Origin of the sequence: Rhizomonospora bruguierae, assembly GCF_018397995.1 — a bacterium.
Taxonomy (GTDB): domain Bacteria; phylum Actinomycetota; class Actinomycetes; order Mycobacteriales; family Micromonosporaceae; genus Rhizomonospora; species Rhizomonospora bruguierae.
In genome coordinates this window covers 92,625-112,513 of sequence record NZ_BBQH01000021.1, presented here as the reverse complement: position 1 = coordinate 112,513, position 19,889 = coordinate 92,625, and the positions used below count along the sequence as shown (strand labels likewise).

Genomic DNA, 19,889 nt, shown 5'->3' with positions numbered 1-19,889 from the left:
CACCGCACGCTGGGTGGCTTTCTCCACACGGAACGCTACCGAGCCGCCACGAGATGTCGATATCTTCCCTGAGTCGTCCAACAGGCCGGTTCGCGGCTTTTCCTTCCGGCCCTCGCACCGGCAATATAGGCAGCGGCCATAACCGCGATCCCTCGACCTCCCCGGTGGCAATTCCCGTGACTCAGATTCCGACGACGTGGAGCGCCACGAACGCCGGTCCGCCGGCCGGGCGCGCCGCGCCAGGCTCCACCATCGGTGGGCGCTACGCCCTGCGCGCCGCCGTGGGTACCGGCGGCATGGGCACCGTCTGGCGCGCCTCCGACACGCTGCTACGCCGCGATGTGGCGGTCAAGGAGGTGGTCCTGCCCCCCGGGCTGGCGCCCAGCGACCGCGACTCGATGTACGAGCGCACGCTGCGCGAGGCGCGGGCGGCCGCGGCCCTGGCGCACCCCAGCGTCGTGCAGGTCTACGACGTGGTCACCGAGGCCGGCCGGCCGTGGATCGTGATGGAACTGCTGGACGCGCGCAGCCTCGCCGACATGGTCATCGAGGACGGGCCGCTGGCCCCGCGCGCGGTCGCCAAGATCGGTATCGCGCTGCTCGGCGCGCTGGAGGTGGCCCACGCGGCCGGCGTCCTGCACCGGGACGTGAAGCCGGCGAACGTGCTGATCTGCTCGGACGGCCGCTGCGTGCTGACCGACTTCGGCGTCGCCCGGATGCCCACCGACGTGCAGCTCACCACGCCCGGCATGGTGCTGGGCTCGCCGCACTTCATCTCCCCCGAGCGGGCCATGGGCAGCGACTTCGGCCCGCCCAGCGACCTGTTCTCGCTCGGCGTGACGCTGTACACCGCCGTCGAGGGGCGCCCCCCGTTCGACAAGGGCGACCCGATCGAGACGATGCACGCGGTCGTGGAGGATCCGCCGGCGCCGCCGGTGCGGGCCGGGGCGCTGGGCACGGTCCTGTTCGGCCTGCTGGAGAAGGACCCGGCCAAGCGCTGGGAGGTCGGCGCCGCCCGCGCCACGCTGCGCGACCTGATCGTCGGCCCGCTGGCCAGCAAGGCACCCACGAATACCTGGACCGATCCGTACTCGGTCGTGCCGGCCCAGCGCGCGCCGGTGCCGGCCGAGCCGCCCGCGCCGCAGCCCACCGGCCAGATCGGCGGGCGCGCCATGCTCCAGCCGGGCGAGTCGCTCACCGACCGCCTGGCGCAGGTCAAGGCCGGCCCGCCCGCGCCCACCTCGCCGGCCGCCGGAACAGCGCCCGCCTCGCCGGCCGCCGCGGGGGCGGCCGGCCCGACGACGGCCGCCTGGCGCACCGCGCCGGACGTCACCGCCCCGGTCCCGACCGCCGGCGACCCGGCGGCCACCACGCAGCGCTGGAATCTGTCGGCCGGGCAGGCCGCCCCGCAATCGCCCCAGCCGTTCGCGCCCCAGCCGTTCGCGCCCCCACCGGCGGGCCACACCCAGCCGTTCCCGCCCCAGCCGTTCCCGCCCCAGCCGGCGGGCCACACCCAGCCGTTCCCGCCCCAGCCGTTCGCGCCCCCACCGCCGGGGCACACCCAGCCGGCGGGCGCCTACCCGCCCCCGCACGGCCCGCACCACGCACCGCAGTACGGGCAGCAGCCCTGGTCGCCGTACCCGCCACTGCCCGGGCAGCAGCCCGGGGGTGCGGGCGCCAAGTCGGCCGGCGCGCGGCTGGTCGGGGCGGTCCGCGGCTGGCCGACGAAGGTGCGGATCGGCGCGGCGGCCGGCGCGGCGGTCCTGCTGCTGGGCATCATCGGGCTCGCCTCGCTCGGCGGTGGCGGCGACGAACCGGCGGTCGCCGGGCAGATCACCGAGGCGCCGTCCAGCGCCACCGCCGCGCCCGCCGCCTTCCCCGTCCAGCAGCACAGCGCCAAGGGCATCGCCCTCAACGTGCCGAAGGGCTGGGAGCGCAAGGCCCCCGAGAAGGCCAGCTACGTGGACTACGTGGACCCCGACAACGCCGGCCGCAAGGTGCGGATCCTGGTGGAGAACTCGAATGCCGAGCCGAACCGGTTCCTGGTGATCGCCGAGAACTACCTGCGCGACAAGTCCACGAGCTGCCCGGACCCGTACGAGCGGCGCGCGCTGAGCACCGCCGAACTGGACGGGCGGCCGGCCGCGGAGCTCGAGTACACCTGCGGAGCGGGCGATGACATGCGGCACGGCGTGTGGCGGGCCGTGGTCACCGGCGGCAAGGCGTACTCGTTCTACCTGACCACGAGCGAGAGCCAGTTCGACGAAAGCCGGCCGATCTTCGAGGAGATGGTCCGCTCGTTCAAGTTCGACGCGGCCTGAGCGGGGGGGATCCGGGCGGCGCGAGTCGGGGGCGTGCTATCAACTCCAGATGACCGATGAGCTGCGCACCGCCGCGCTGCGCTGGATCGCCGACGACCCCGACCCGGCCAGCCGGGCCGAACTGAGCGCCGTGCTGGACCGGCTGCCCGACAGCGCCGCCGACCTGGCCGACCGGTTCGCCGGGACGCTGGCGTTCGGCACCGCCGGGCTGCGCGGCCCGATGCGGGCCGGTCCGAACGGCATGAACCTCGCGGTCGTCACCCGGGCCGCCGCCGGCCTGGCCGCCTGGCTCGCCGCGCGGGGCGCCGAGGGCCCGCTGGTCATCGGGTACGACGCGCGGCACGGCTCGGCCGGGTTCGCGGCCCGCACGGCCCGGGTCGCGACGGGTGCGGGCCGGGCGGCCCTGCTGCTGCCCCGGCCGCTGCCCACGCCGGTGCTCGCGTACGCGGTCCGCGCGCTGGGCGCGGTCGCCGGCGTGATGGTCACCGCCAGCCACAATCCGCCGCGGGACAACGGGTACAAGGTCTACCTCGGCGCCGGGCTGGGCGGCCCGCTGGGCGACGGCGCGCAGATCGTGCCGCCGGTCGACGCGGAGATCGAGGCGGCCATCGCGGCCGTCGGCGAGCTGTCCGCGGTGCCGCTGGGCGCGGACGGCGAGGTGCTCGGCGAGGAGATCGTCACCGGGTACCTGCGGGCGGCGGCGGGCGTCACCGACCCGGACGGCCCCCGGGAACTCGCCGTGGCGTACACGCCGCTGCACGGCGTCGGCGCGGCGGTGCTCGCGGACGCGTTCCAGCTCGCCGGCTTCGCCGCCCCCGCCGTGGTACCCGAGCAGGCCGCGCCGGACCCGGAGTTCCCGACCGTGTCGTTCCCGAACCCGGAGGAGCCGGGCGCGATGGACCGGGTCATCGCGCTGGCCGAGGCGACCGGCGCCGACCTGGCCATCGCCAACGACCCGGACGCGGACCGCTGCGCCGTCGCGGTACCCGACCCGCGCACCGGCTGGCGGGTGCTGCGCGGCGACGAGGTGGGCATCCTGCTCGCGGACCACCTGATGCGCCGCGGCGCCCGGGGCCTGTACGCGACCACGGTCGTCTCGTCCTCGCTGCTGCGGGCGGTGTGCGCCGGCCGGGGGTTGCCGTACGACGAGACGCTGACCGGCTTCAAGTGGATCGTCCGCGCGGAGGGCGGCGAGCTGGTCTACGGGTACGAGGAGGCGCTGGGGTACGCGGTGGCGCCCGACCTGGTCCGGGACAAGGACGGCATCACCGCCGCCCTGCTCGTCGCCGAGCTCGCCGCCGGCCTGCGCACCGAGCTGCGCACCCTCACCGACCGGCTGGACGAGCTGGCCGCCGAGTTCGGGGTGTACGCCACCGACCAGCTCTCGGTCCGGGTGGACGACCTGGCCGAGATCGACCGGGCGATGCGGCACATCCGCTCCCGCCCCCCGGCGGCCCTGCTCGACGAGCCGGTCCGCACCGAGGACCGGCTGCCCGGCGCCGACGTGTTCCTCCTGCGCACCGACAGCGCCCGCGTGGTGGTCCGCCCGTCCGGCACCGAGCCCAAGCTCAAGGCGTACCTGGAGGTGCGCGAGCCGGTGGGTGCGGGCGGCGTGGCGGCGGCCCGGGAGCGCGCGGCGGCGTCGGTGCGGGCGCTGCGCACGGAGACCGCCGCCGCGCTGGGAATCCGGTAGGCGCTAGCGGCGGGGGTGGTCGGCGGGTAGCGCGCCGAGCGCGGTGTCGACGGCGCGGATCAGCGCCGCCACCACGATGGCGACCGAGGGGCGCACCGTGGAGGTGTCCGCGCTGACCGTGCCGGCGAAGCCGGCGCTGTTCGCGATCTCCTCCAGCCGGGCGCGCACCTTGGCCGCCTCGCCCTCGGGCAGGTTCAGCGTGGGTTCCATCCGCGCCGCCGCGACCAGGGTCGCCAGGGCCGCGGTGCGCGGCGGAAGATCGGCACCGCCGGTCAGGGCCGCGGCCAGGCGGGCCCGCACCTCCGCCTCGGGCGCCGGGTCCACCGCCGGGTAGCGGTGCACCGGAATGAACTCCAGGGCGGTCTCGTCGACCTCGCGGACGATTCCGCGGCCCACCAGGTCCGCCAGCACCCGCTCGCGCAGCCCGTGCCGCAGCCGCTGCACCCACGAGGCCGGCGTGTGCGGCGTGTCCGCGCAGATGCGGCGCAGCGCGTCGTCCGCGATCGGGTCGCCCGTCGGTTCGTTCCCGGGCGCCGCCAGCAGGCCGCCGTCGGCCAGCGCGATCCGCCCGGCCAGCGCCAACTCGATCAGCACCGCCGCGGCCATTCCCAGGTCCAGGCCGATCCGCGACCCGGTCGCCTTGCCGGTCTCATCGTCGTACGCCAGGAGGAGCAGTTCCTCGGCGAGCGCTAACGAGGTCATGGTTTCGGACGGTACTAGGGTCACCCGGGTGCAGGCCATCCTCGCCACGCTCGGCTACGTGCTGTCCCCCGACGGGCGACGGCTCCTCATGATCCGCCGCGACGCCCGCCCCGACGACGTCCACTACGGCTTCTACAACGGCCTGGGCGGCAAGCTGGAGCCGGGCGAGGACGTGGTGACCGGGCTGCGCCGGGAACTGCGCGAGGAGGCGGCGATCGAGTGCGACGCCGTCGAGCTGGCCGGCACGATCTCCTGGCCCGGCTTCGGCCGCCACGGCGAGGCGTGGTTCGGCTTCCTGTTCCGGGTGCCGTCCTGGAGCGGCGAGGTGCCGGCCGGCAACCCGGAGGGCACGCTCGTCTGGGTCGAGCTGGCGGACGTGCTGGCCGGCAGGGTGCCCATGTGGCCCAGCGACGCCCACTTCCTGCCGCTGGTGTTCGCCGAGCGGCCCCGGGTCTTCCACGGCGTCATGCCGTTCGCCGGCGGCCGGGCGGTGAGCTGGTCCTACACCGAGCTCTAGAAGCGCGGCATGCCGCCGAACTGGCGGTCGCCGGCGTCGCCCAGGCCGGGCACGATGAACGCCTGGTCGTTCAGCTTCTCGTCGATCGCGGCGGTGACCAGGCGCAGCGGCAGGCCGGAGCGGTCCAGCCGCTGGACGCCCGGCGGGGCGGCGAGCGCGCAGAGGACGGTGATCTCGGTGCAGCCGCGCTCGGCGAGCAGCCGGCAGCAGTGCTCCAGGGAGCCCCCGGTGGCCAGCATCGGGTCCAGGACCAGGACCGGCAGCCCGGTCAGGTCGGTCGGCAGCGACTCCATGTAGGCCCGCGGCTCGAAGGTGTGCTCGTCGCGGGCGAGCCCGACGAAGCCCATGGACGACTCGGGCAGCAGCGCGAGGGCGGCGTTCGCCATGCCCAGCCCGGCGCGCAGCACGGGTACCAGCAGCGGCGGGTTGGCCAGCCGGGTGCCGCGGGCGGTGGCGACCGGCGTGGTCACCTCGATGTTCTCGCGCGGGAAGGAGCGGGCCGCCTCGTACACGAGCATGGTGGTCAGCTCGTGCAGCGCGGCGCGGAACGAGGCCGAGTCGGTGTCGGCGGCGCGCATCGCGGTGAGCCGCGACTGGGCGAGCGGGTGGTCCACGACGAGTACGTCCACGGCGAGCAAACCTACCCGCTCGACCAAGATCACTGCCGGGGCGGGCGGATAGACTCGCGGGCATGACGGCGACAACGACGTCCTCGCTGGCCGAGGTGGGGCGTTCCGCGGCGACCCTGCGGACGTTCCTGCATGGCCTGCCGGGCGTGGATCATGTGGGTGCGGAGCAGCGCGCCGCCCTGCTCGGCACCCGGTCGATCAAGACCGGCGCTAAGGCGTGGGCGATCGACCTGGCGATCCGGATGGTGGATTTGACCACGCTGGAGGGGGCGGACACGCCGGGTAAGGTGCGGGCGTTGGGCGCGAAGGCGCGCCGGCCGGAGCCGTCGGATCCGTCTTGCCCGCCGGTTGCCGCTGTCTGTGTGTATCCCTCGATGGTTCCGGCCGCGGTTGAGGCGTTGGCCGGCTCGGGTGTGCGGGTGGCGAGTGTGGCCACGGCGTTCCCGTCGGGGCAGGTGCCGTTGGAAGTCAAGCTGGCTGATACCCGGGCGGCGGTGGCCGCCGGCGCGGATGAGATCGACATGGTGATTAGTCGGGGGGCGTTTCTGTCCGGCCGGTACGTGGAGGTTTTCGAGGAGATCGTCGCGGTCAGGCAGGCGTGTGGGGCGGCGCATCTGAAGGTGATCCTGGAGACCGGCGAGTTGGGCACGTATGACAACGTGCGGCGGGCGTCGTGGCTGGCGATGCTGGCCGGGGCGGATTTCATCAAGACCTCCACCGGTAAGGTGCCCGTCGCCGCGACGCTGCCGGTGACGTTGATCATGCTGGAAGCGGTCCGTGACTTCCGGGCCGTGACCGGCCGCCTGATTGGTGTCAAGCCGGCCGGGGGTATCCGCACGACGAAAGACGCGATCAGGTACCTGGTGTTGGTCAACGAGACCGCCGGCCCGGCGTGGCTGGACCCGGACCGGTTCCGGTTCGGGGCTTCCAGCCTGCTCAACGACTTGTTGATGCAGCGCGGCAAGCTGGCGACCGGGGTGTACTCCGGCCCCGATTACGTGAGTCTGGACTAGCCATGAACGCATTCGATTACGCCCCCGCCCCCGAGTCGCGTTCGATCGTCGACCTCCGGCCCTCGTACGGGCTGTTCATCAACGGTGAGTTCGTCGACCCGGCCGACGGTGCCGGCCTGAAGTCGGTCAACCCGGCCTCGGAAGAGGTCCTCGCCGACGTCGCCGAGGCCGGCCCGGCGGACGTGGACCGGGCGGTGACGGCCGCCCGCGCCGCGTACGAGACCGTGTGGGGTCCGATGCCGGGCACGCAACGGGCCAAGTACCTGTTCCGGATCGCCCGGATCATCCAGGAACGCTCCCGGGAACTAGCGGTACTGGAATCGCTGGACAACGGCAAACCGATCCGCGAGTCCCGAGACGTGGACCTCCCCCTGACCGCGGCGCATTTCTTCTACTACGCCGGCTGGGCCGACAAACTCCCCCACGCCGGCTTCGGCCCGCACCCACAACCGCTGGGGGTGGCCGGGCAGGTCATCCCGTGGAACTTCCCGCTGCTCATGCTCGCCTGGAAAATCGCCCCGGCCCTGGCCTGCGGCAACACCGTCGTGCTCAAACCCGCCGAGACCACCCCCCTCAGTGCGCTGCTGTTCGCCGAGATCTGCCAACAAGCCGACCTGCCCCCCGGAGTGGTCAACATCATCACCGGCGCCGGCCAGACCGGCGCGGCCCTGGTCAACCACACCGGCGTGGATAAAATCGCGTTCACCGGCTCCACCGACGTCGGTAAACAGATCGCCCGCGCGGTCGCCGGTACCGGCAAGAAACTCACCCTGGAACTGGGTGGCAAAGCGGCGAACATCGTCTTCGACGACGCACCCATCGACCAAGCCGTCGAGGGCATCGTCAACGGCATCTTCTTCAACCAGGGCCACGTCTGCTGCGCCGGCTCCCGCCTACTGGTCCAGGAATCCATCCACGACCAGCTCCTCGAATCACTGAAACGGCGGATGGCGCTGCTCCGCGTCGGCGACCCACTGGACAAGAACACCGACATCGGCGCGATCAACTCCGCGACCCAACTCGACCGCATCCGCGCCCTGACCCAGATCGGCGGCGAGGAAGGCGCGCACCCCTGGTCGCCGCCGTGCGAGCTGCCCGAGCGTGGCTTCTGGTTCGCCCCGACCATCTTCACCGGAGTCAGCCAAGCCCACCGCATCGCCCGCGAAGAAATCTTCGGACCCGTCCTGTCGGTGCTGACCTTCCGCACCCCCGCCGAGGCCGTCGAGAAAGCCAACAACACCCCCTACGGACTCAGCGCCGGCATCTGGACCGAAAAGGGCTCACGAATCCTGTCGATCGCGGACAAACTGCGCGCCGGCGTGGTCTGGGCCAACACGTTCAACACATTCGACCCAGCCTCACCGTTCGGCGGATACAAGGAATCCGGCTACGGCCGGGAAGGCGGACGCCACGGACTGGAGGCATACCTCGATGTCTGAGCGGCTGGCCGTACGCAAGACGTACAAGCTGTTCATCGGCGGCAGGTTCCCGCGCAGCGAGTCAGGGCGGTCGTACCTCGTGGAGAACACCAACGTGGCGCTGGCCTCCCGCAAGGACGTACGGGACGCCGTGGTCGCCGCCCGGTCCGCGGTGAAGGGCTGGTCCGGCGCGACCGCCTACAACCGGGGCCAGATCCTGTACCGGGCGGCCGAGATGCTGGAGGGGCGGCGCGACCAGTTCATCGGGCTGGGCCTGCCCGCCGCCGAGGTGGACGTCGCGACCGACCGCTGGGTCTGGTACGCCGGCTGGGCCGACAAGATCGCCCAGGTGTACGGCGGGGCCAACCCGGTGGCGGGCCCGTACTTCAACCTGTCCGCGCCCGAGCCCACCGGCGTGGTGGGCGTGGTGGCGCCCGGCGAATCGCCGCTGCTCGGCCTCGTGTCGGTGATCGCGCCGGCGATCGTGAGCGGCAACACGGTCGTCGTGCTGGCCGCCGAACCGGCGCCGCTGCCCGCGGTGACCCTCGCCGAGGTGCTGGCCACCAGCGACCTGCCGGGCGGCGTGGTCAACATCCTGACCGGCCGGGCCGCCGAGACGGCGCCGTGGCTCGCGTCCCACCTGGACGTCAACGCCCTCGACCTGACCGGCGTGGCCGACCAGGCGCTCGCCGTCTCGCTGGAGCAGGCCGCCGCCGGGAACCTCAAGCGGGTGGTCCGCCCGCCGGCCGCCCCGATCGACTGGACCGCCGACCCCGGGCCGTCCCGGATCACCGCGTTCCTGGAGACGAAGACCGTCTGGCACCCGAAGGGGGTCTGAGGAAGCGGCTAGGCTTGTGCCGTGATGCGGCTGGGCGACCTCGAACGTGCGGTGATGGACGTGCTGTGGGACAGGGGCACCCCGGCCACCGTCCGCGAGGTCGCCGACGCGCTGGCCGACCGCGAACTGGCGTACACCACCGTGATGACGGTGCTGGACCGGCTCGCCGGCAAGGACATGGTGCAGCGCACCCGGACCGGCCGGGCCTGGAGCTACCGCCCGGCCGCCTCCCGCGAGGCGTACATCGCCCGGCTCATGCTCGACGCGCTGGAGTTGACCGGCAGCCGGGACGCGGCGCTGGTCCGCTTCGCCCGGTCGGTCAGCGGCAGCGAGGCCGAGGTGCTGCGCAAGGCGCTGGAAGACGAGGCGGGCTGAGCCGGCCATGGTGCACGTCAGCCACCTCGCCGCCGCGCTGGCCGCCGGTTACCTGGGCGCGCTGCTGCTGACCCGCTCCCGGTGGACCTGGCGCAGCCCGCGCAGCGCGATCGTCTGCTGGCAACTGCTCGGCCTGGCGCTGGGCCTGTGCGCCATCGGCCTGCCGCTGGAGATCGGGCTGGCGCCCTACCGCGCGGCCGTCGGCCCCGCGCTCGTCGCGTTCGCCCGGGACCTGCGGGCCGGCGCGCTCCCGCCCGGCATGACGGCGTGGCGCGGCGCCCTGGTGCTGGTCGGCCTGCTCGTCGGCGTCCGGCTCGTCGCCGCCACGGTGACCCACCTGGTGCACACGCTGCGGGCGCGGCGCCGCCACCGGGACCTGCTGGCGCTCGTCGCGCGGGCCGACCCGGCGGCGCCCGGCGCGCTGGTCCTCGACCACCCCAGCGCCGCGGCGTACTGCCTGCCGGGGATGCGCTCCACGGTGGTCGTCAGCGCCGGCACCCTCAGCCTGCTGGATCGCGAGCAGCTCGCCGCGGTGCTCAGCCACGAACGGGCGCACGGCCGGGAGCGCCATGATCTCGTGGTCCTGCCGTTCGGGGCGCTGTGCCGGGTGCTGCCGTTCGCCGGGTGGCTGCACGCCGCCCGGGACGCGGTGTCGCTGCTCGTGGAGATGCGCGCCGACGACCGCGCCCGCCAGGCCCACACGGACGGCCCGCTCGCCGGCGCGCTGCTGCGCTTCGCCACCGCCTCGGCGACGCCGACCCCGGCGGGGGCCCTGGGCGCCGCCGAGCACCTCGAGGCCCGCATGGACCGGCTCGTGATCTCCCGCCGCCGGCGCCCGCCCCGGGTCCGCGCCGCGCTGGCGCTCGCCGCTACCGCCGTCCTGGCCGCCACCCCCCTGATCACCTTCCTTTCCTAGCCACCCCACCCTCCGCCACGTCGACCTTGGAGTTCGGCCGGCCCGCCCACGCCCACCTCGCCGGCCGCCGGAACAGCGCCCGCCTGGCGCCCGGGTCGGGCAGATATGTGGGCATTCATTCCCACCACAACGCCAAGATCGGGCGGAGGCCAGGGGTGCCGAGGGACGCCGTACTGTGGTACTACGCGGCGTCGTAGCTATGTGTAGGGCGACTATGTGTAGGGCGGCTATGCAATGACGACCTACCGCCATCGGAGGTGAGGGATGGATCCGCTGCCGCTGGCCCGGCTCCAGTTCGCCACCACGGCGTCGATCCACTTCCTGTTCGTGATCCTCACGCTGGGCCTGGTCACGCTGCTGGCGTACCTACAGACCGCCTACATGATCACCAAGAAGCCGGTGTACCAGCGCCTCACCCGCTTCTGGGGGACGCTCTACGTGATCAACTACGCGCTCGGGATCGCCAGCGGGGTGGTGATGGAGTTCCAGTTCGGCCTGAACTGGAGCGGGCTGTCCCGGTACGTCGGCAACGTGTTCGGCGCCCCGCTCGCGATCGAGACACTGGTGGCGTTCTTCCTCGAGTCCACGTTCCTCGGCATGTGGATCTTCGGGTGGCACCGGCTGCGGCAGGGCGTCCACCTGGCGCTACTGTGGGGCGTCGCGATCACGGCGTACGCGTCCGCGTACTGGATCATGGTGGCCAACGCCTGGCTGCACAACCCGGTGGGCTTCGAGCAACGGGACGGCGTGGCCCGGCTCACCGACTTCGGCGCGCTGCTGACGAACCCGACGCTGGTCATGGCGTTCGGGCACGTGGTGGCGGCGGCGTGGATGACCGGCGGGCTGGTGATGGCGGGGGTGAGCAGTTGGCACTTCATCCGGCGGACCCGCGAGGTGGAACTGTTCCGCACGTCGCTGCGCCTCGGGCTGGTCACCGGGATGGTCGGCGTGACGTTCGTGATGGGCTTCGGGTTCGCGCAGTTCGGGGCGGTCGGGGCGACGCAGCCGACCAAGTTCGGGGACGACGCGGCCAAGGCGGCGGCGGTGGCGGACTTCACGGCCCGGTTCGGCCCGGGGGACTACCTGCCGCCACAGTGGTCCCAGGTACCGCTCGGATTCATGATCCTGATCGCGTTCACGCTGGCCTGGGGCGTGTTCCTGATCCCGCTGTTCGTCCGGGACTGGATCATCCGGCTGCGCCTGCCGCTGTACCTGATGCTGCTGGCCGTGCCGTTCCCGTTCCTCGCGGCGATCTTCGGGTGGCTGGCCCGGGAGGTCGGGCGGCAGCCGTGGGCCGCGTACGGGCTGCTGCGCACGGCCGACGCGGTCACGCCGGTCGGCGGGGGCACGATGCTGGCGTCGTTCCTGGGGTTCGCCGCCCTGCTGGGCGCGCTCGCCATCGCCGACTGGGTGCTGCTGGCCCGGGCCGCCCACCGGGGTCCCGACGTCGCCCTGGGGCGCCCGCCCGCGCCACCCGCGGCGGAGCCCCGCACGCCCGAACCGGTCCTGGCCTGAGAGGGGGAACGATGGAGTTTTTCTGGTACGGGGTGCTCGGGCTGTTCTTCGCCGGCTACCTGGCGCTCGCCGGTTACGACTACGGGGCCGGGCTCCTGCTCCGCGCGGCCGGGCGCGACGGGCTCACCGCGCTCGGGCCGTACTTCCTCGGCAACGAGGTGTGGCTGGTGGCGGCGGTGGGCGTCCTCTTCGGCGCGTTTCCGCGCTTGGAGGGCGAACTGATCTCCTCGCTCTACCCGGCGATCCTCGCGGGTCTGGTGGCCGCGGTCGGCGTCGCCGCCGCCGTGGGGGCACTCAGCCAGGAGGTACGGGCGTCGGTGTCCCGGCCGCTTCCCGCGCTGCTGGGGCTCGCGGCGCTCGTGGGGGTCCTGCTGGCGGCGCGGGTGGCGCTCGGCCGGGGCCGCCCGGGGGTGGCCTTCGCCGCGACCGCCGCCGCGATGGCGCTGCCGGTCCTGCTGGTCGGCGCGGCGCTGTACCCGAACGCCCTCGTGTCCACCGTGGACCCCGCCGCGACGCTCCCGGTGGCCGGCGCCGCCGCCGACCCGGCGACGCTGCGGCTGCTCTCCTGGCTGGCGATCCCGCTGCTGCCGGCGCTGCTCGGGTTCCAGGCGATGCTCTGGTGGGCGTTCCGGGGCCGGCTCGACGCGCGCACACCGGTGTTCTGGTGAGCGGGGTGGCAGGCGGCGACGGTCCCCGCGGCGACGGCCGGCGGCCGCCCGTGGACCCGCGGGTGCTGCGCCGGGTACCGGCCGCGCGGGCGCAGTTCGCGCTGCTCGGCGCCCTCGCCGTGGCGACCGCCGGGCTCATCGTGGCCGGGGCGACCGCCCTGGCCACCGTCCTCGCCGCCGCCGCCGAGGGCCGGCTGGACCGGGGCGCGCTGGCATGGTTCGTCGCGGCCGTCGCGGGCCGGGCGCTCACGGCGTGGGCGCAGGGCGCCGTGGCCGTGCGGGCCGCCGCCACGGTCAAGGCGGCGCTGCGTGGGGAGTTGCTGGGCGCGGTCGGGCAGCGCGGGCCCGGGTGGCTGTCCGGGCAGCGGGCGGGCGAACTGGCGACGCTGGCCGGGCGCGGGCTCGACGCGCTCGACGACTACATCACCGGGTACCTGCCGCAGATGCTGCTCGGGGCGGCGGTGCCGGTGGCGGTGCTGGCCCGGCTCGCGTTCGCGGACTGGGGTTCGGCGCTCATCGTCGCCGCCACGCTGCCGCTGATTCCGGTGTTCGCCATCCTCGTCGGCTGGCAGACCGAGGCGGCCACCCGGCGCCAGTGGCGGCGCCTGGCCCTGCTCGGCGGGCACTTCCTGGACATGGTCGCCGGCCTGCCGACGCTGCGCGCGTTCGGCCGGGCCCGCGCGCAGGCAGCGGCGGTGCGGCGGCTGGCCGGCGAGCACCGGCTCGCCACCATGCGCACGCTGCGGATCGCGTTCCTCTCCGCGCTGGTTCTGGAACTGGTGGCGACCCTGTCGGTGGCGCTGGTGGCGGTGCCGATCGGGCTGCGCCTGCTCGACGGCGGGCTGACCCTCGGCACCGCCCTGCTGGTGCTGCTGCTCGCGCCCGAGGCGTACCTGCCACTGCGCGCCGCGGGGGCGAAGTTCCACGCGAGCATGGCCGGCCTCACCGCCCTGGACGAGACGTTCACCATCCTGGACGCCGCACCGGCGGGCACCGACCAGCGGGCGGGCGGGCCGGTGGGCGCGTGGCGGGAGATCCGGTTCGAGAACGTCACCGTGGAGTACGACCGGGGCGCCGCCCTGCGGGACGCGACGCTGACGATCCGGCGCGGGGACCGGGTCGCCCTGGTCGGCCCGAGCGGCGCCGGCAAGAGCACGATCCTGGCCGTCCTGCTGGGATTCGTCGCCCCGGCGTCGGGCCGGGTCCTCGTGGACGGCGTGGACCTGCGCGACCTGGACATCGACGCGTGGCGGGCGGGGCTGGCGTGGGTGCCGCAGCGCCCGCACCTGTTCGCCGCGACGCTGGCCGACAACATCCGCCTCGGCGCGCCCGAGGCCACCGACGAGGCGGTACGCGAGGCGGCGTCGCTCGCCGTCCTGCCGGTCCCCGTGGAGACGGTGGTGGGCGAGCGCGGGCACGGGCTGTCGAGCGGGCAGCGGCAGCGGGTGGCGCTGGCCCGGGCGTTCCTGCGCGACCCGGCGCTGCTGCTCCTGGACGAGCCGACCGCCCGCCTCGACCCGGCGTCGGAGGCGGCGGTCCTGGCCGCGACCCAGCGGCTGGCACACGGGCGCACCGTGCTGATGGTCGCGCACCGCCCGGCGATGCTGCCGCTCGCCGACCGGACCATCACCGTCCAGGATGGGCAGGTCACCGAGCGGGCGACGGAGGCGGCGGCGTGAGGGTGCTCCTGGCGATGACCCGGCCCTACCGGTGGCGGCTGGCCGGCGCGGGGCTGCTCGCGGCCGGCACCGACCTCGCCGGCCTGGCCCTGATGGCGACCGCCACCTGGCTGCTCATCAGCGCCGCCGGGCGGCCGCCGCTACAGGCGCTCACGGTCGCGATCGTGGCCGTGCGGGCGCTCGCGGTCGGCCGCGGCACGCTGCGGTACGTGGAGCGCCTCGCCGGCCACGACGCGGTGCTGCGCCTGCTGACCGACGTGCGGACCCGGGTGTACGAGTCGCTGGCCGCGATGGCGGTGCCCGTCCGGCACACCGGGGACGCCCTGAGCCGCCTGGTGTCCGATGTGGACGCCGTGCAGGATCTGATGCTCCGGGTGCTCGTCCCGGCCGGCGCCGCCGCCACCGTGGCCACCCTGGCCGTGACCGGGGCCGCGCTGGCCAGCCCGGCCGCGGCCGCCGCGCTCAGCGCCGGGCTGCTGCTGGCCGGGCTCGCCCTGCCCGCCGCCGCGCTGGCGCTGACCCACCGGGCGGCCGCCCGGGTCGCGCCGCTGCGCGGTGCGCTCGCCACCGACGCGGTCGACCTCACCGCCGGGGCCGCCGACCTGGCCGCCTACGGCGCCACCGGCACCGCCCTGCGCGCCGCCGCCGGCCGGGCCGCCGAACTGGCCCGGGTCGAGCGCCGCCTCGGCTACGCGGGTTCCGCGCTGGACGCGGCCGGCGTGCTGCTCGGCGGCGCCACCGCCGCGGCGGTCGTCGTGGTCGCGCTGCGCTCCGGCGCCTCGGGGGTCACCGTAGGGGTCCTCGCGGTGCTCTCGCTCGCCGCGGTGGAGGCGACGCTCGCGCTGATGACCGCCGCCCGCCTCTACCCCGGGTCCCGGGCCGCCCTCACCCGACTGGCGCCCCTGCTCGCCCCGCCCGCCCCGGTCGCCGGCGGGTCGACCGACGTCCCCGAGGCCGACGTCGTGGCGCGGGACCTGGCCGTCCGGTACCCCGGTAGCGACCGTCCCGCGCTGGCCGGTGTGGATCTCACGCTCGCACCCGGGCGCCGGGTCGCCGTCGTCGGCCCGAGCGGCGCCGGCAAGAGCACGCTCATCGCCGCCCTCGCCGGCCTGGTCGCCCCCACCTCGGGCAGCGTGACCCGTGGCGGGCACCCCATGCACGAGTACGCCGAGCAGGTCCGGCCGCGGATCGTGGGCGGCCTCATGGCGGAGGCGTACGTCTTCCACGCCACCCTGCGCGAGAACCTACTGGGCGACGGGGACGTGGACGGTGCCCTGGCCGCCGCGGGGCTGCTCGACTGGGTCCGCACGCTGCCCGACGGGCTCGACACCCCGGCCGGCGCCGACGGGGCGCAGCTCTCCGGCGGCCAGCGGCAGCGCCTCGCGCTCGCCCGCGCGCTGCTGCTCGGCCCCCGGGTCCTGGTCCTGGACGAGCCCACCGAGGGCCTCGACCCGGACGCCGCCGACCGGGTCCTCGCCGGCACCCTCACCGCCGCCGGACCGGGCCGGGCCGTCGTCCTGGTCACCCACCGGCTGCGCGGGCTGGAGGGGTTCGACGAGATCCTCGTGCTGGACGGCGGGGTGGTCATCCAGCGGGGCACCCACGTGCGGCTGAGCGCCACCCCGGGGTGGTACCGCGAGCACCTGTGAGCGGATTGGGGGAAAGGCCCTGATCACCGCCGCGGGGCAGGGGTGGCGCCCTGGGCGGTATGCGCGTCGGGGAACAGGTGATCGACCAGCACCTGCGGGCCCTCGAACGGCGCCTCGCCGGCCCCGGCCGGCTCAAGGCCGACCTGCTCGCCGAGGCCCACGACGACCTGCTCGACGCGGCCGAGGCGTACCGCGCGCAGGCCGTGCCGGCCGCCGCCGAGGCCCGCGCGGTCACCGACTTCGGGCCGCTGCGCCGGGTCGCTCCCGACTACCAGACCGAGCTCGCCGTCGCCGCCGCCCGCCGCGCCGCCCGCTGGGTCGCCCTCGGCGGTTCGCTCGCGGTCCTCCTGCTGTTCGCCAACGGCATCACCATCTACCTGATGAGCCTGCACACGTTCGGAACCGCGATCCTGACGTGGACCCCGATGCAGGTCGGCGGGCTGGCGGTGCTCGCGGGGTACGGCTGGCTCGGTTGGACCCTCCGCCGGGCCCTGATCGCCACCCGCCGCCCCTCCTCCCCCGTCGATCTTGGACTTGCGGTGGTGCACAACGGCGGTGCCTGACCGACCCGCCCCGGGCTGCTTCGCTCCCCACTTCTGGATTCGCCCCTCGGGTTGGGAGCGCTGTGTCGTGCCGCTTTACTCTGCTTCCGTGTCGGAAGCATCACCCCCTTACCTGGTGGCACTCGCTGACCGTTTCGGCGCCGCGTCGGTGCCCATGGCGGCCGCCGGGTGGGAGATCTTGGCACCGATCTGGCCAGAAAAGCGGCGTGCGTTGCCAAGATCTCGCCCCAGGGCTGCCCTCCGGGCGGCGGCGTAAGGGTGCAAGAACCAAGTCGGGCGTCGCTTCGGGCCGGCGGCGTCACGTCGGCACGGGTCCGAGGTCGCGAGGCACCACACCGGCGAGATCGACGAACTTGGCGGCGCGGGCGGGGGAGCGGTCAGGCGGGGTTGGGGTTGCCGAGGAAGTTGGCGACGGTGGCGCTGAACTCGGCCCAGTTGCTGCGCTCCCCGGCCAGGGCGCGGGCGCCGGCCGCGGTGAGACGGTAGGTGCGGCGGTCGCGGCCACCCACCGTGCTCCATTCGCTGCTGACGTGGCCGGCGCGCTCCAGGCGGCGCAGTGCCGGGTAGACGGTGCCGGTAGGGAGGGTGAGGGCGCCATCGCTGCGACCCTTGAGGGCCTCGATGATGGCGTACCCGTGCAGCGGGCCACCCTCGAGGACGGCGAGCAGCAGCGCGTCGAGGTGGCCGTGCAGCGCCTGGGCCTTCATGGGTAGCAAGGCTACCCGTCGCGGGGCGCGGACCGGAACCGGCCGCCGGGACCGGAACCCGGGATGCGGCCTCCACGGGAGGGGCCCGGCCGGCTAGGGTGTGCGCTGAGTCAACGACCCGATCACACCGGAGGTCACCGTGGCCCGCACTTCGCCCGGGCGGCGCAACGACGGCAAGTCCTCGGCCAAGCGCGCCGAGACGACCGACGTCGATGCCGATGAGGTGACCGCGGCCGGCGCGACAGACGCCGGAGACGCGCCGGACGCCGGGGACGCCACGGGCTCGACAGACAGCGGAGACGCGCCGGACGCCGGGGACGCCACGGGCTCGACAGACAGCGGAGACGCGACGGACGCCGGGGACGCGACGGACGCCACGGACGACGACGCGACGGATGCCGGTGCGGCGGAGGACGTCGACCGGTCGCTCTGGGAGAGTGCCGGTATCGAGCCGGTGGAGATCGCCCTGCCGGCCGGCGTCGGGTACACGCTGCGGGCGTACCGCCTGGACACGGACCTGACCCCGACGGACATCTCGGACCGGGACGAGGAGGACCTGTTCGCCGAGCGGTCCGCCGAGGACGACGAGGTGGTCATCCTGGACGAGGAGTTCCTCGCCGGGGTGGAGGAGGACGAGCGCGAGGATCTCCAGGTCGCCCGGGAGCGGCGCCGGGCCCGCTCCAAGGCCGACGAATCGGATGAATCCGAAGAGGACGAGGACGGCGAGGCCGACGAGGCCGAGGAGACGGCCGAGGCGGACGAGCCCGAGGAGGAGCCCGAGGAGGTTCCGATCTTCCTCAGCCACCGGGGCAAGCTGCTGCTCTTCCGCACCCCCGAGGGCCTGGTCTCCTACGTGCGCTCCGGTGGCCCGCACGATCTGGCGCAGTTGGACAGCTGGGCCGGCGTGGCCGAGGGCATCCAGCCGGAGTTGATCGCCCCGACCGACGAGGACTCGTACGAGCTGGACCTCGTCGTGGAGAACCTGCGCGGCGGCCACGACACCTGGGACACCACCCTGCTCATCGAGGCTGGTGAGATCTCCCGGGATCTGGCGTACGCATTGCGCCTGGTAGCGGTCCTGGACGCGCTGGCGCCGGGCAGCCCGCTGGACGACCTGGACGAGGCCCTGCGGGCCGCGGCGGGCGGCGGTATCGGCGGGTTCCGGGGGCGCCGGCGGCTGAAGAAAATCGGGGCACAAACCGCAACTCTGGGCTGGCGCACGATTATCGGGAAGATCAGTGCCGTCGTGGACTGGCGCGACTGACCCTTGACCAGGGAGCATCATTCCTTGGCACACGACAGCTGTCCCGGGAGGAGGACGACGCCGTGGCGCTCGTGCGCGTGTACTGCGGTCTGGCTGCGGCCGATCCGTCGGCTCCGGCGGCATCGGCCGCCTCGCTGACGGTCGCGGTCGTCGACGACGCAGGGCGGCTGCTTGACGTCTGCGAGCTGGGTGACGACCCGGCCGGGTACGCCCGGCTCGGTGCCCGGCTCGCCGAGCGCTCAAGCGACCCGACGGGCGTCGCGCTCGCCGCGGACAGCGACCACCACCTGGTGACGATGCTGCTGACCGCGGCCGGCCGGGCGCTCGCCTTCGCCGACGACGACGCCACCGACGACTTCGCCGAGCGGTTCGCCGACGACGAGTCCGCGGACGAGATCGCCGCGCCGCCGGCCGAGCGCCGGGCCGTCGGCCTGGCCCGGGCACTACAGGCCGGCGCGCTGTCCGCCGTGGCGATGCCCGTCCCCCGTGACCTGGCCCCGCACAAGCCGATCCTGGCCGCGCACGCCGCGCTGATCGGCGGGCGCCACGGCGCCGCCGTGGCGCTGCGCGAGGTGCTCCGCGAGCTGTACCCGGCGGCGCTGCGCGCCTACCCCGACCCGGCCGAGCCGGTCTGCCTGGCCGTGCTGGACGCCCTGCCCGAGCCCGGCATGCTGACCGCCAGCGGCACGGGCGCCCGCAACCGGGACGGTGCGCTGGCCGACGCGGTCGCCGCGCAGCTTGCCGCGTCCGGGGTGGCGGACACCGTCACCATCACCGAGGCCATCACCGCGCTGCGGGTCGCAATCGCGGAGACGCCGCGCCGCACCGGGGTGACCCGCACGATCGTCCCGATCGTGGCGGAGACCGTCCGGCAGGCCGTGGCCGCCGTGCGCTCCTGCGACCTGGCCTGCGACACCCTGATCGGCGCGCTGGCCGAGCGGGTGACCGGCACGCAGCCGGCGCCGTCGGGTCGCCGGGCGGCCCGCCGGGCGGCGGAGGCCACCTCCCGCGCGACCACCCCGTCCGTCCGGTCGATCGGCGAGGTCGGGGGCGGCGACACCCCGCCGAACCGGGCCGCCCGCTCCGCCGGCAGCCGGGCCGCCGCCGCGTCCAACCAGGACGGGAGCGGCGAGCCGTCCCGGCTGGCATCGGCGCTGGGGGCCCGGCGCTCCCGGTCCCAGGCCGCCGCGGTGAGCGCGCCGCCGGCCGGGCCGCAGCCGGTCCAGCCGCCGCCGGTCGCGCCGGCGCCGATCGCACCACCGCCCGTCGCGCCGATGCCGGTGCCGCCGGCCGCCGCGCCGCCTGTGGCACCCGCGGCCGCCATGCAGCAGCACCCGATGCCGGTACCGCCGCAGCAGATGCCAGCCGCGCCGGTCACCGCACCGCCGGCGGCGCCGATCTCCGGCTCGCCGGTGCCGGCGG

17 protein-coding genes and 1 pseudogene are annotated in these 19,889 nt (G+C 74.7%); 15 read left to right on the top strand and 3 right to left on the bottom strand.

What is annotated here, in order from left to right; translation table 11 throughout:
- The first annotated feature begins 176 nt into the window (after positions 1-176).
- Positions 177-2,321, top strand: coding sequence for a serine/threonine-protein kinase (locus tag KJS59_RS12475; RefSeq protein ID WP_249714069.1), 2,145 nt, complete (start codon positions 177-179; stop codon positions 2,319-2,321).
- Between the two features lie 49 nt (positions 2,322-2,370).
- Positions 2,371-4,014 carry a phospho-sugar mutase gene (locus KJS59_RS12470; protein WP_213453007.1) on the top strand — a complete coding sequence of 548 codons (1,644 nt, stop codon included), beginning with the start codon at positions 2,371-2,373 and terminating at the stop codon, positions 4,012-4,014.
- Positions 4,015-4,017: 3 nt separating this feature from the next.
- On the opposite strand, the gene KJS59_RS12465 is transcribed toward KJS59_RS12470, so the two are convergent.
- The gene (locus KJS59_RS12465) at positions 4,018-4,716 is read right to left on the bottom strand and encodes a GOLPH3/VPS74 family protein (RefSeq protein ID WP_213453006.1); all 699 of its coding nucleotides are present in this window, start codon (positions 4,714-4,716) and stop codon (positions 4,018-4,020) included.
- 28 nt (positions 4,717-4,744) lie between these two features.
- On the opposite strand from KJS59_RS12465, the gene KJS59_RS12460 reads away from it, so the two are divergent.
- Positions 4,745-5,233 (top strand): NUDIX hydrolase, encoded by a 489-nt coding sequence (locus KJS59_RS12460; RefSeq protein ID WP_249714068.1) that lies wholly within the window; start codon positions 4,745-4,747, stop codon positions 5,231-5,233.
- Here the strand turns inward: KJS59_RS12460 and upp are convergent.
- Positions 5,230-5,862 (bottom strand): uracil phosphoribosyltransferase, encoded by a 633-nt coding sequence (gene upp, locus KJS59_RS12455; RefSeq protein ID WP_213453004.1) that lies wholly within the window; start codon positions 5,860-5,862, stop codon positions 5,230-5,232. The genes KJS59_RS12460 and upp overlap by 4 nt on opposite strands.
- Before the next feature lie 62 nt (positions 5,863-5,924).
- Between upp and deoC the strand changes: the two genes are divergently transcribed.
- The 10 genes from deoC (at position 5,925) to KJS59_RS12405 (ending at position 16,496) form a co-directional block, all read left to right on the top strand.
- A complete protein-coding gene (deoC, locus tag KJS59_RS12450; RefSeq protein WP_213453003.1) occupies positions 5,925-6,875 on the top strand; it encodes a deoxyribose-phosphate aldolase in 951 nt (316 codons plus the stop codon).
- A 2-nt stretch (positions 6,876-6,877) separates the two neighbouring features.
- Positions 6,878-8,314 (top strand): aldehyde dehydrogenase family protein, encoded by a 1,437-nt coding sequence (locus tag KJS59_RS12445; RefSeq protein ID WP_213453002.1) that lies wholly within the window; start codon positions 6,878-6,880, stop codon positions 8,312-8,314.
- Entirely contained in the window at positions 8,307-9,131 is an 825-nt protein-coding gene (locus KJS59_RS12440; RefSeq protein ID WP_213453001.1) for an aldehyde dehydrogenase family protein, read from the top strand. The genes KJS59_RS12445 and KJS59_RS12440 overlap by 8 nt, the downstream gene beginning before the upstream one ends.
- Before the next feature lie 21 nt (positions 9,132-9,152).
- Complete coding sequence (locus KJS59_RS12435; RefSeq protein WP_213453000.1) at positions 9,153-9,506, top strand: BlaI/MecI/CopY family transcriptional regulator; 354 nt, start codon at positions 9,153-9,155, stop codon at positions 9,504-9,506.
- A gap of 7 nt (positions 9,507-9,513) precedes the next feature.
- The gene (locus KJS59_RS12430; protein ID WP_213452999.1) at positions 9,514-10,422 is read left to right on the top strand and encodes a M56 family metallopeptidase; all 909 of its coding nucleotides are present in this window, start codon (positions 9,514-9,516) and stop codon (positions 10,420-10,422) included.
- Positions 10,423-10,686: 264 nt separating this feature from the next.
- Complete coding sequence (locus KJS59_RS12425; RefSeq protein WP_213452998.1) at positions 10,687-11,937, top strand: cytochrome ubiquinol oxidase subunit I; 1,251 nt, start codon at positions 10,687-10,689, stop codon at positions 11,935-11,937.
- An 11-nt stretch (positions 11,938-11,948) separates the two neighbouring features.
- Positions 11,949-12,605 (top strand): cytochrome d ubiquinol oxidase subunit II, encoded by a 657-nt coding sequence (locus tag KJS59_RS12420; protein WP_213452997.1) that lies wholly within the window; start codon positions 11,949-11,951, stop codon positions 12,603-12,605.
- A complete protein-coding gene (cydD, locus tag KJS59_RS12415; RefSeq protein WP_249714067.1) occupies positions 12,602-14,284 on the top strand; it encodes a thiol reductant ABC exporter subunit CydD in 1,683 nt (560 codons plus the stop codon). The genes KJS59_RS12420 and cydD overlap by 4 nt, the downstream gene beginning before the upstream one ends.
- The gene (gene cydC, locus KJS59_RS12410; RefSeq protein WP_376771159.1) at positions 14,281-15,933 is read left to right on the top strand and encodes a thiol reductant ABC exporter subunit CydC; all 1,653 of its coding nucleotides are present in this window, start codon (positions 14,281-14,283) and stop codon (positions 15,931-15,933) included. Before cydD ends, cydC begins: the two co-directional genes overlap by 4 nt.
- A 59-nt stretch (positions 15,934-15,992) precedes the next feature.
- On the top strand, positions 15,993-16,496 hold the full coding sequence (locus KJS59_RS12405; protein ID WP_213452995.1) for a permease prefix domain 1-containing protein: 504 nt from the start codon (positions 15,993-15,995) through the stop codon (positions 16,494-16,496).
- Positions 16,497-16,873: 377 nt separating this feature from the next.
- Here the strand turns inward: KJS59_RS12405 and KJS59_RS12400 are convergent, their stop codons facing one another.
- A complete protein-coding gene (locus KJS59_RS12400; RefSeq protein WP_213452994.1) occupies positions 16,874-17,203 on the bottom strand; it encodes a PadR family transcriptional regulator in 330 nt (109 codons plus the stop codon).
- Positions 17,204-17,342: 139 nt separating this feature from the next.
- On the opposite strand from KJS59_RS12400, the gene KJS59_RS12395 reads away from it, so the two are divergent.
- Both KJS59_RS12395 and KJS59_RS12390 read left to right on the top strand, forming a co-directional pair.
- Entirely contained in the window at positions 17,343-18,467 is a 1,125-nt protein-coding gene (locus KJS59_RS12395) for a DNA primase (protein WP_249714066.1), read from the top strand.
- Positions 18,468-18,505: 38 nt separating this feature from the next.
- Positions 18,506-19,889: pseudogene (locus tag KJS59_RS12390) on the top strand (transposase); the annotation flags it as partial.

Excerpts from the sequence above, each read along its gene's own strand:
- KJS59_RS12420 (WP_213452997.1), top strand. The coding sequence starts at position 11,949 with ATGGAGTTTTTCTGGTACGGGGTGCTCGGGCTGTTCTTCGCCGGCTAC.
- KJS59_RS12425 (WP_213452998.1), top strand. The coding sequence starts at position 10,687 with ATGGATCCGCTGCCGCTGGCCCGGCTCCAGTTCGCCACCACGGCGTCG.
- deoC (WP_213453003.1), top strand. The coding sequence starts at position 5,925 with ATGACGGCGACAACGACGTCCTCGCTGGCCGAGGTGGGGCGTTCCGCG.
- KJS59_RS12405 (WP_213452995.1), top strand. The coding sequence starts at position 15,993 with ATGCGCGTCGGGGAACAGGTGATCGACCAGCACCTGCGGGCCCTCGAA.
- KJS59_RS12440 (WP_213453001.1), top strand. The coding sequence starts at position 8,307 with ATGTCTGAGCGGCTGGCCGTACGCAAGACGTACAAGCTGTTCATCGGC.
- KJS59_RS12400 (WP_213452994.1), bottom strand. The coding sequence starts at position 17,203 with ATGAAGGCCCAGGCGCTGCACGGCCACCTCGACGCGCTGCTGCTCGCC.
- KJS59_RS12470 (WP_213453007.1), top strand. The coding sequence starts at position 2,371 with ATGACCGATGAGCTGCGCACCGCCGCGCTGCGCTGGATCGCCGACGAC.
- KJS59_RS12430 (WP_213452999.1), top strand. The coding sequence starts at position 9,514 with ATGGTGCACGTCAGCCACCTCGCCGCCGCGCTGGCCGCCGGTTACCTG.
- KJS59_RS12465 (WP_213453006.1), bottom strand. The coding sequence starts at position 4,716 with ATGACCTCGTTAGCGCTCGCCGAGGAACTGCTCCTCCTGGCGTACGAC.
- KJS59_RS12445 (WP_213453002.1), top strand. The coding sequence starts at position 6,878 with ATGAACGCATTCGATTACGCCCCCGCCCCCGAGTCGCGTTCGATCGTC.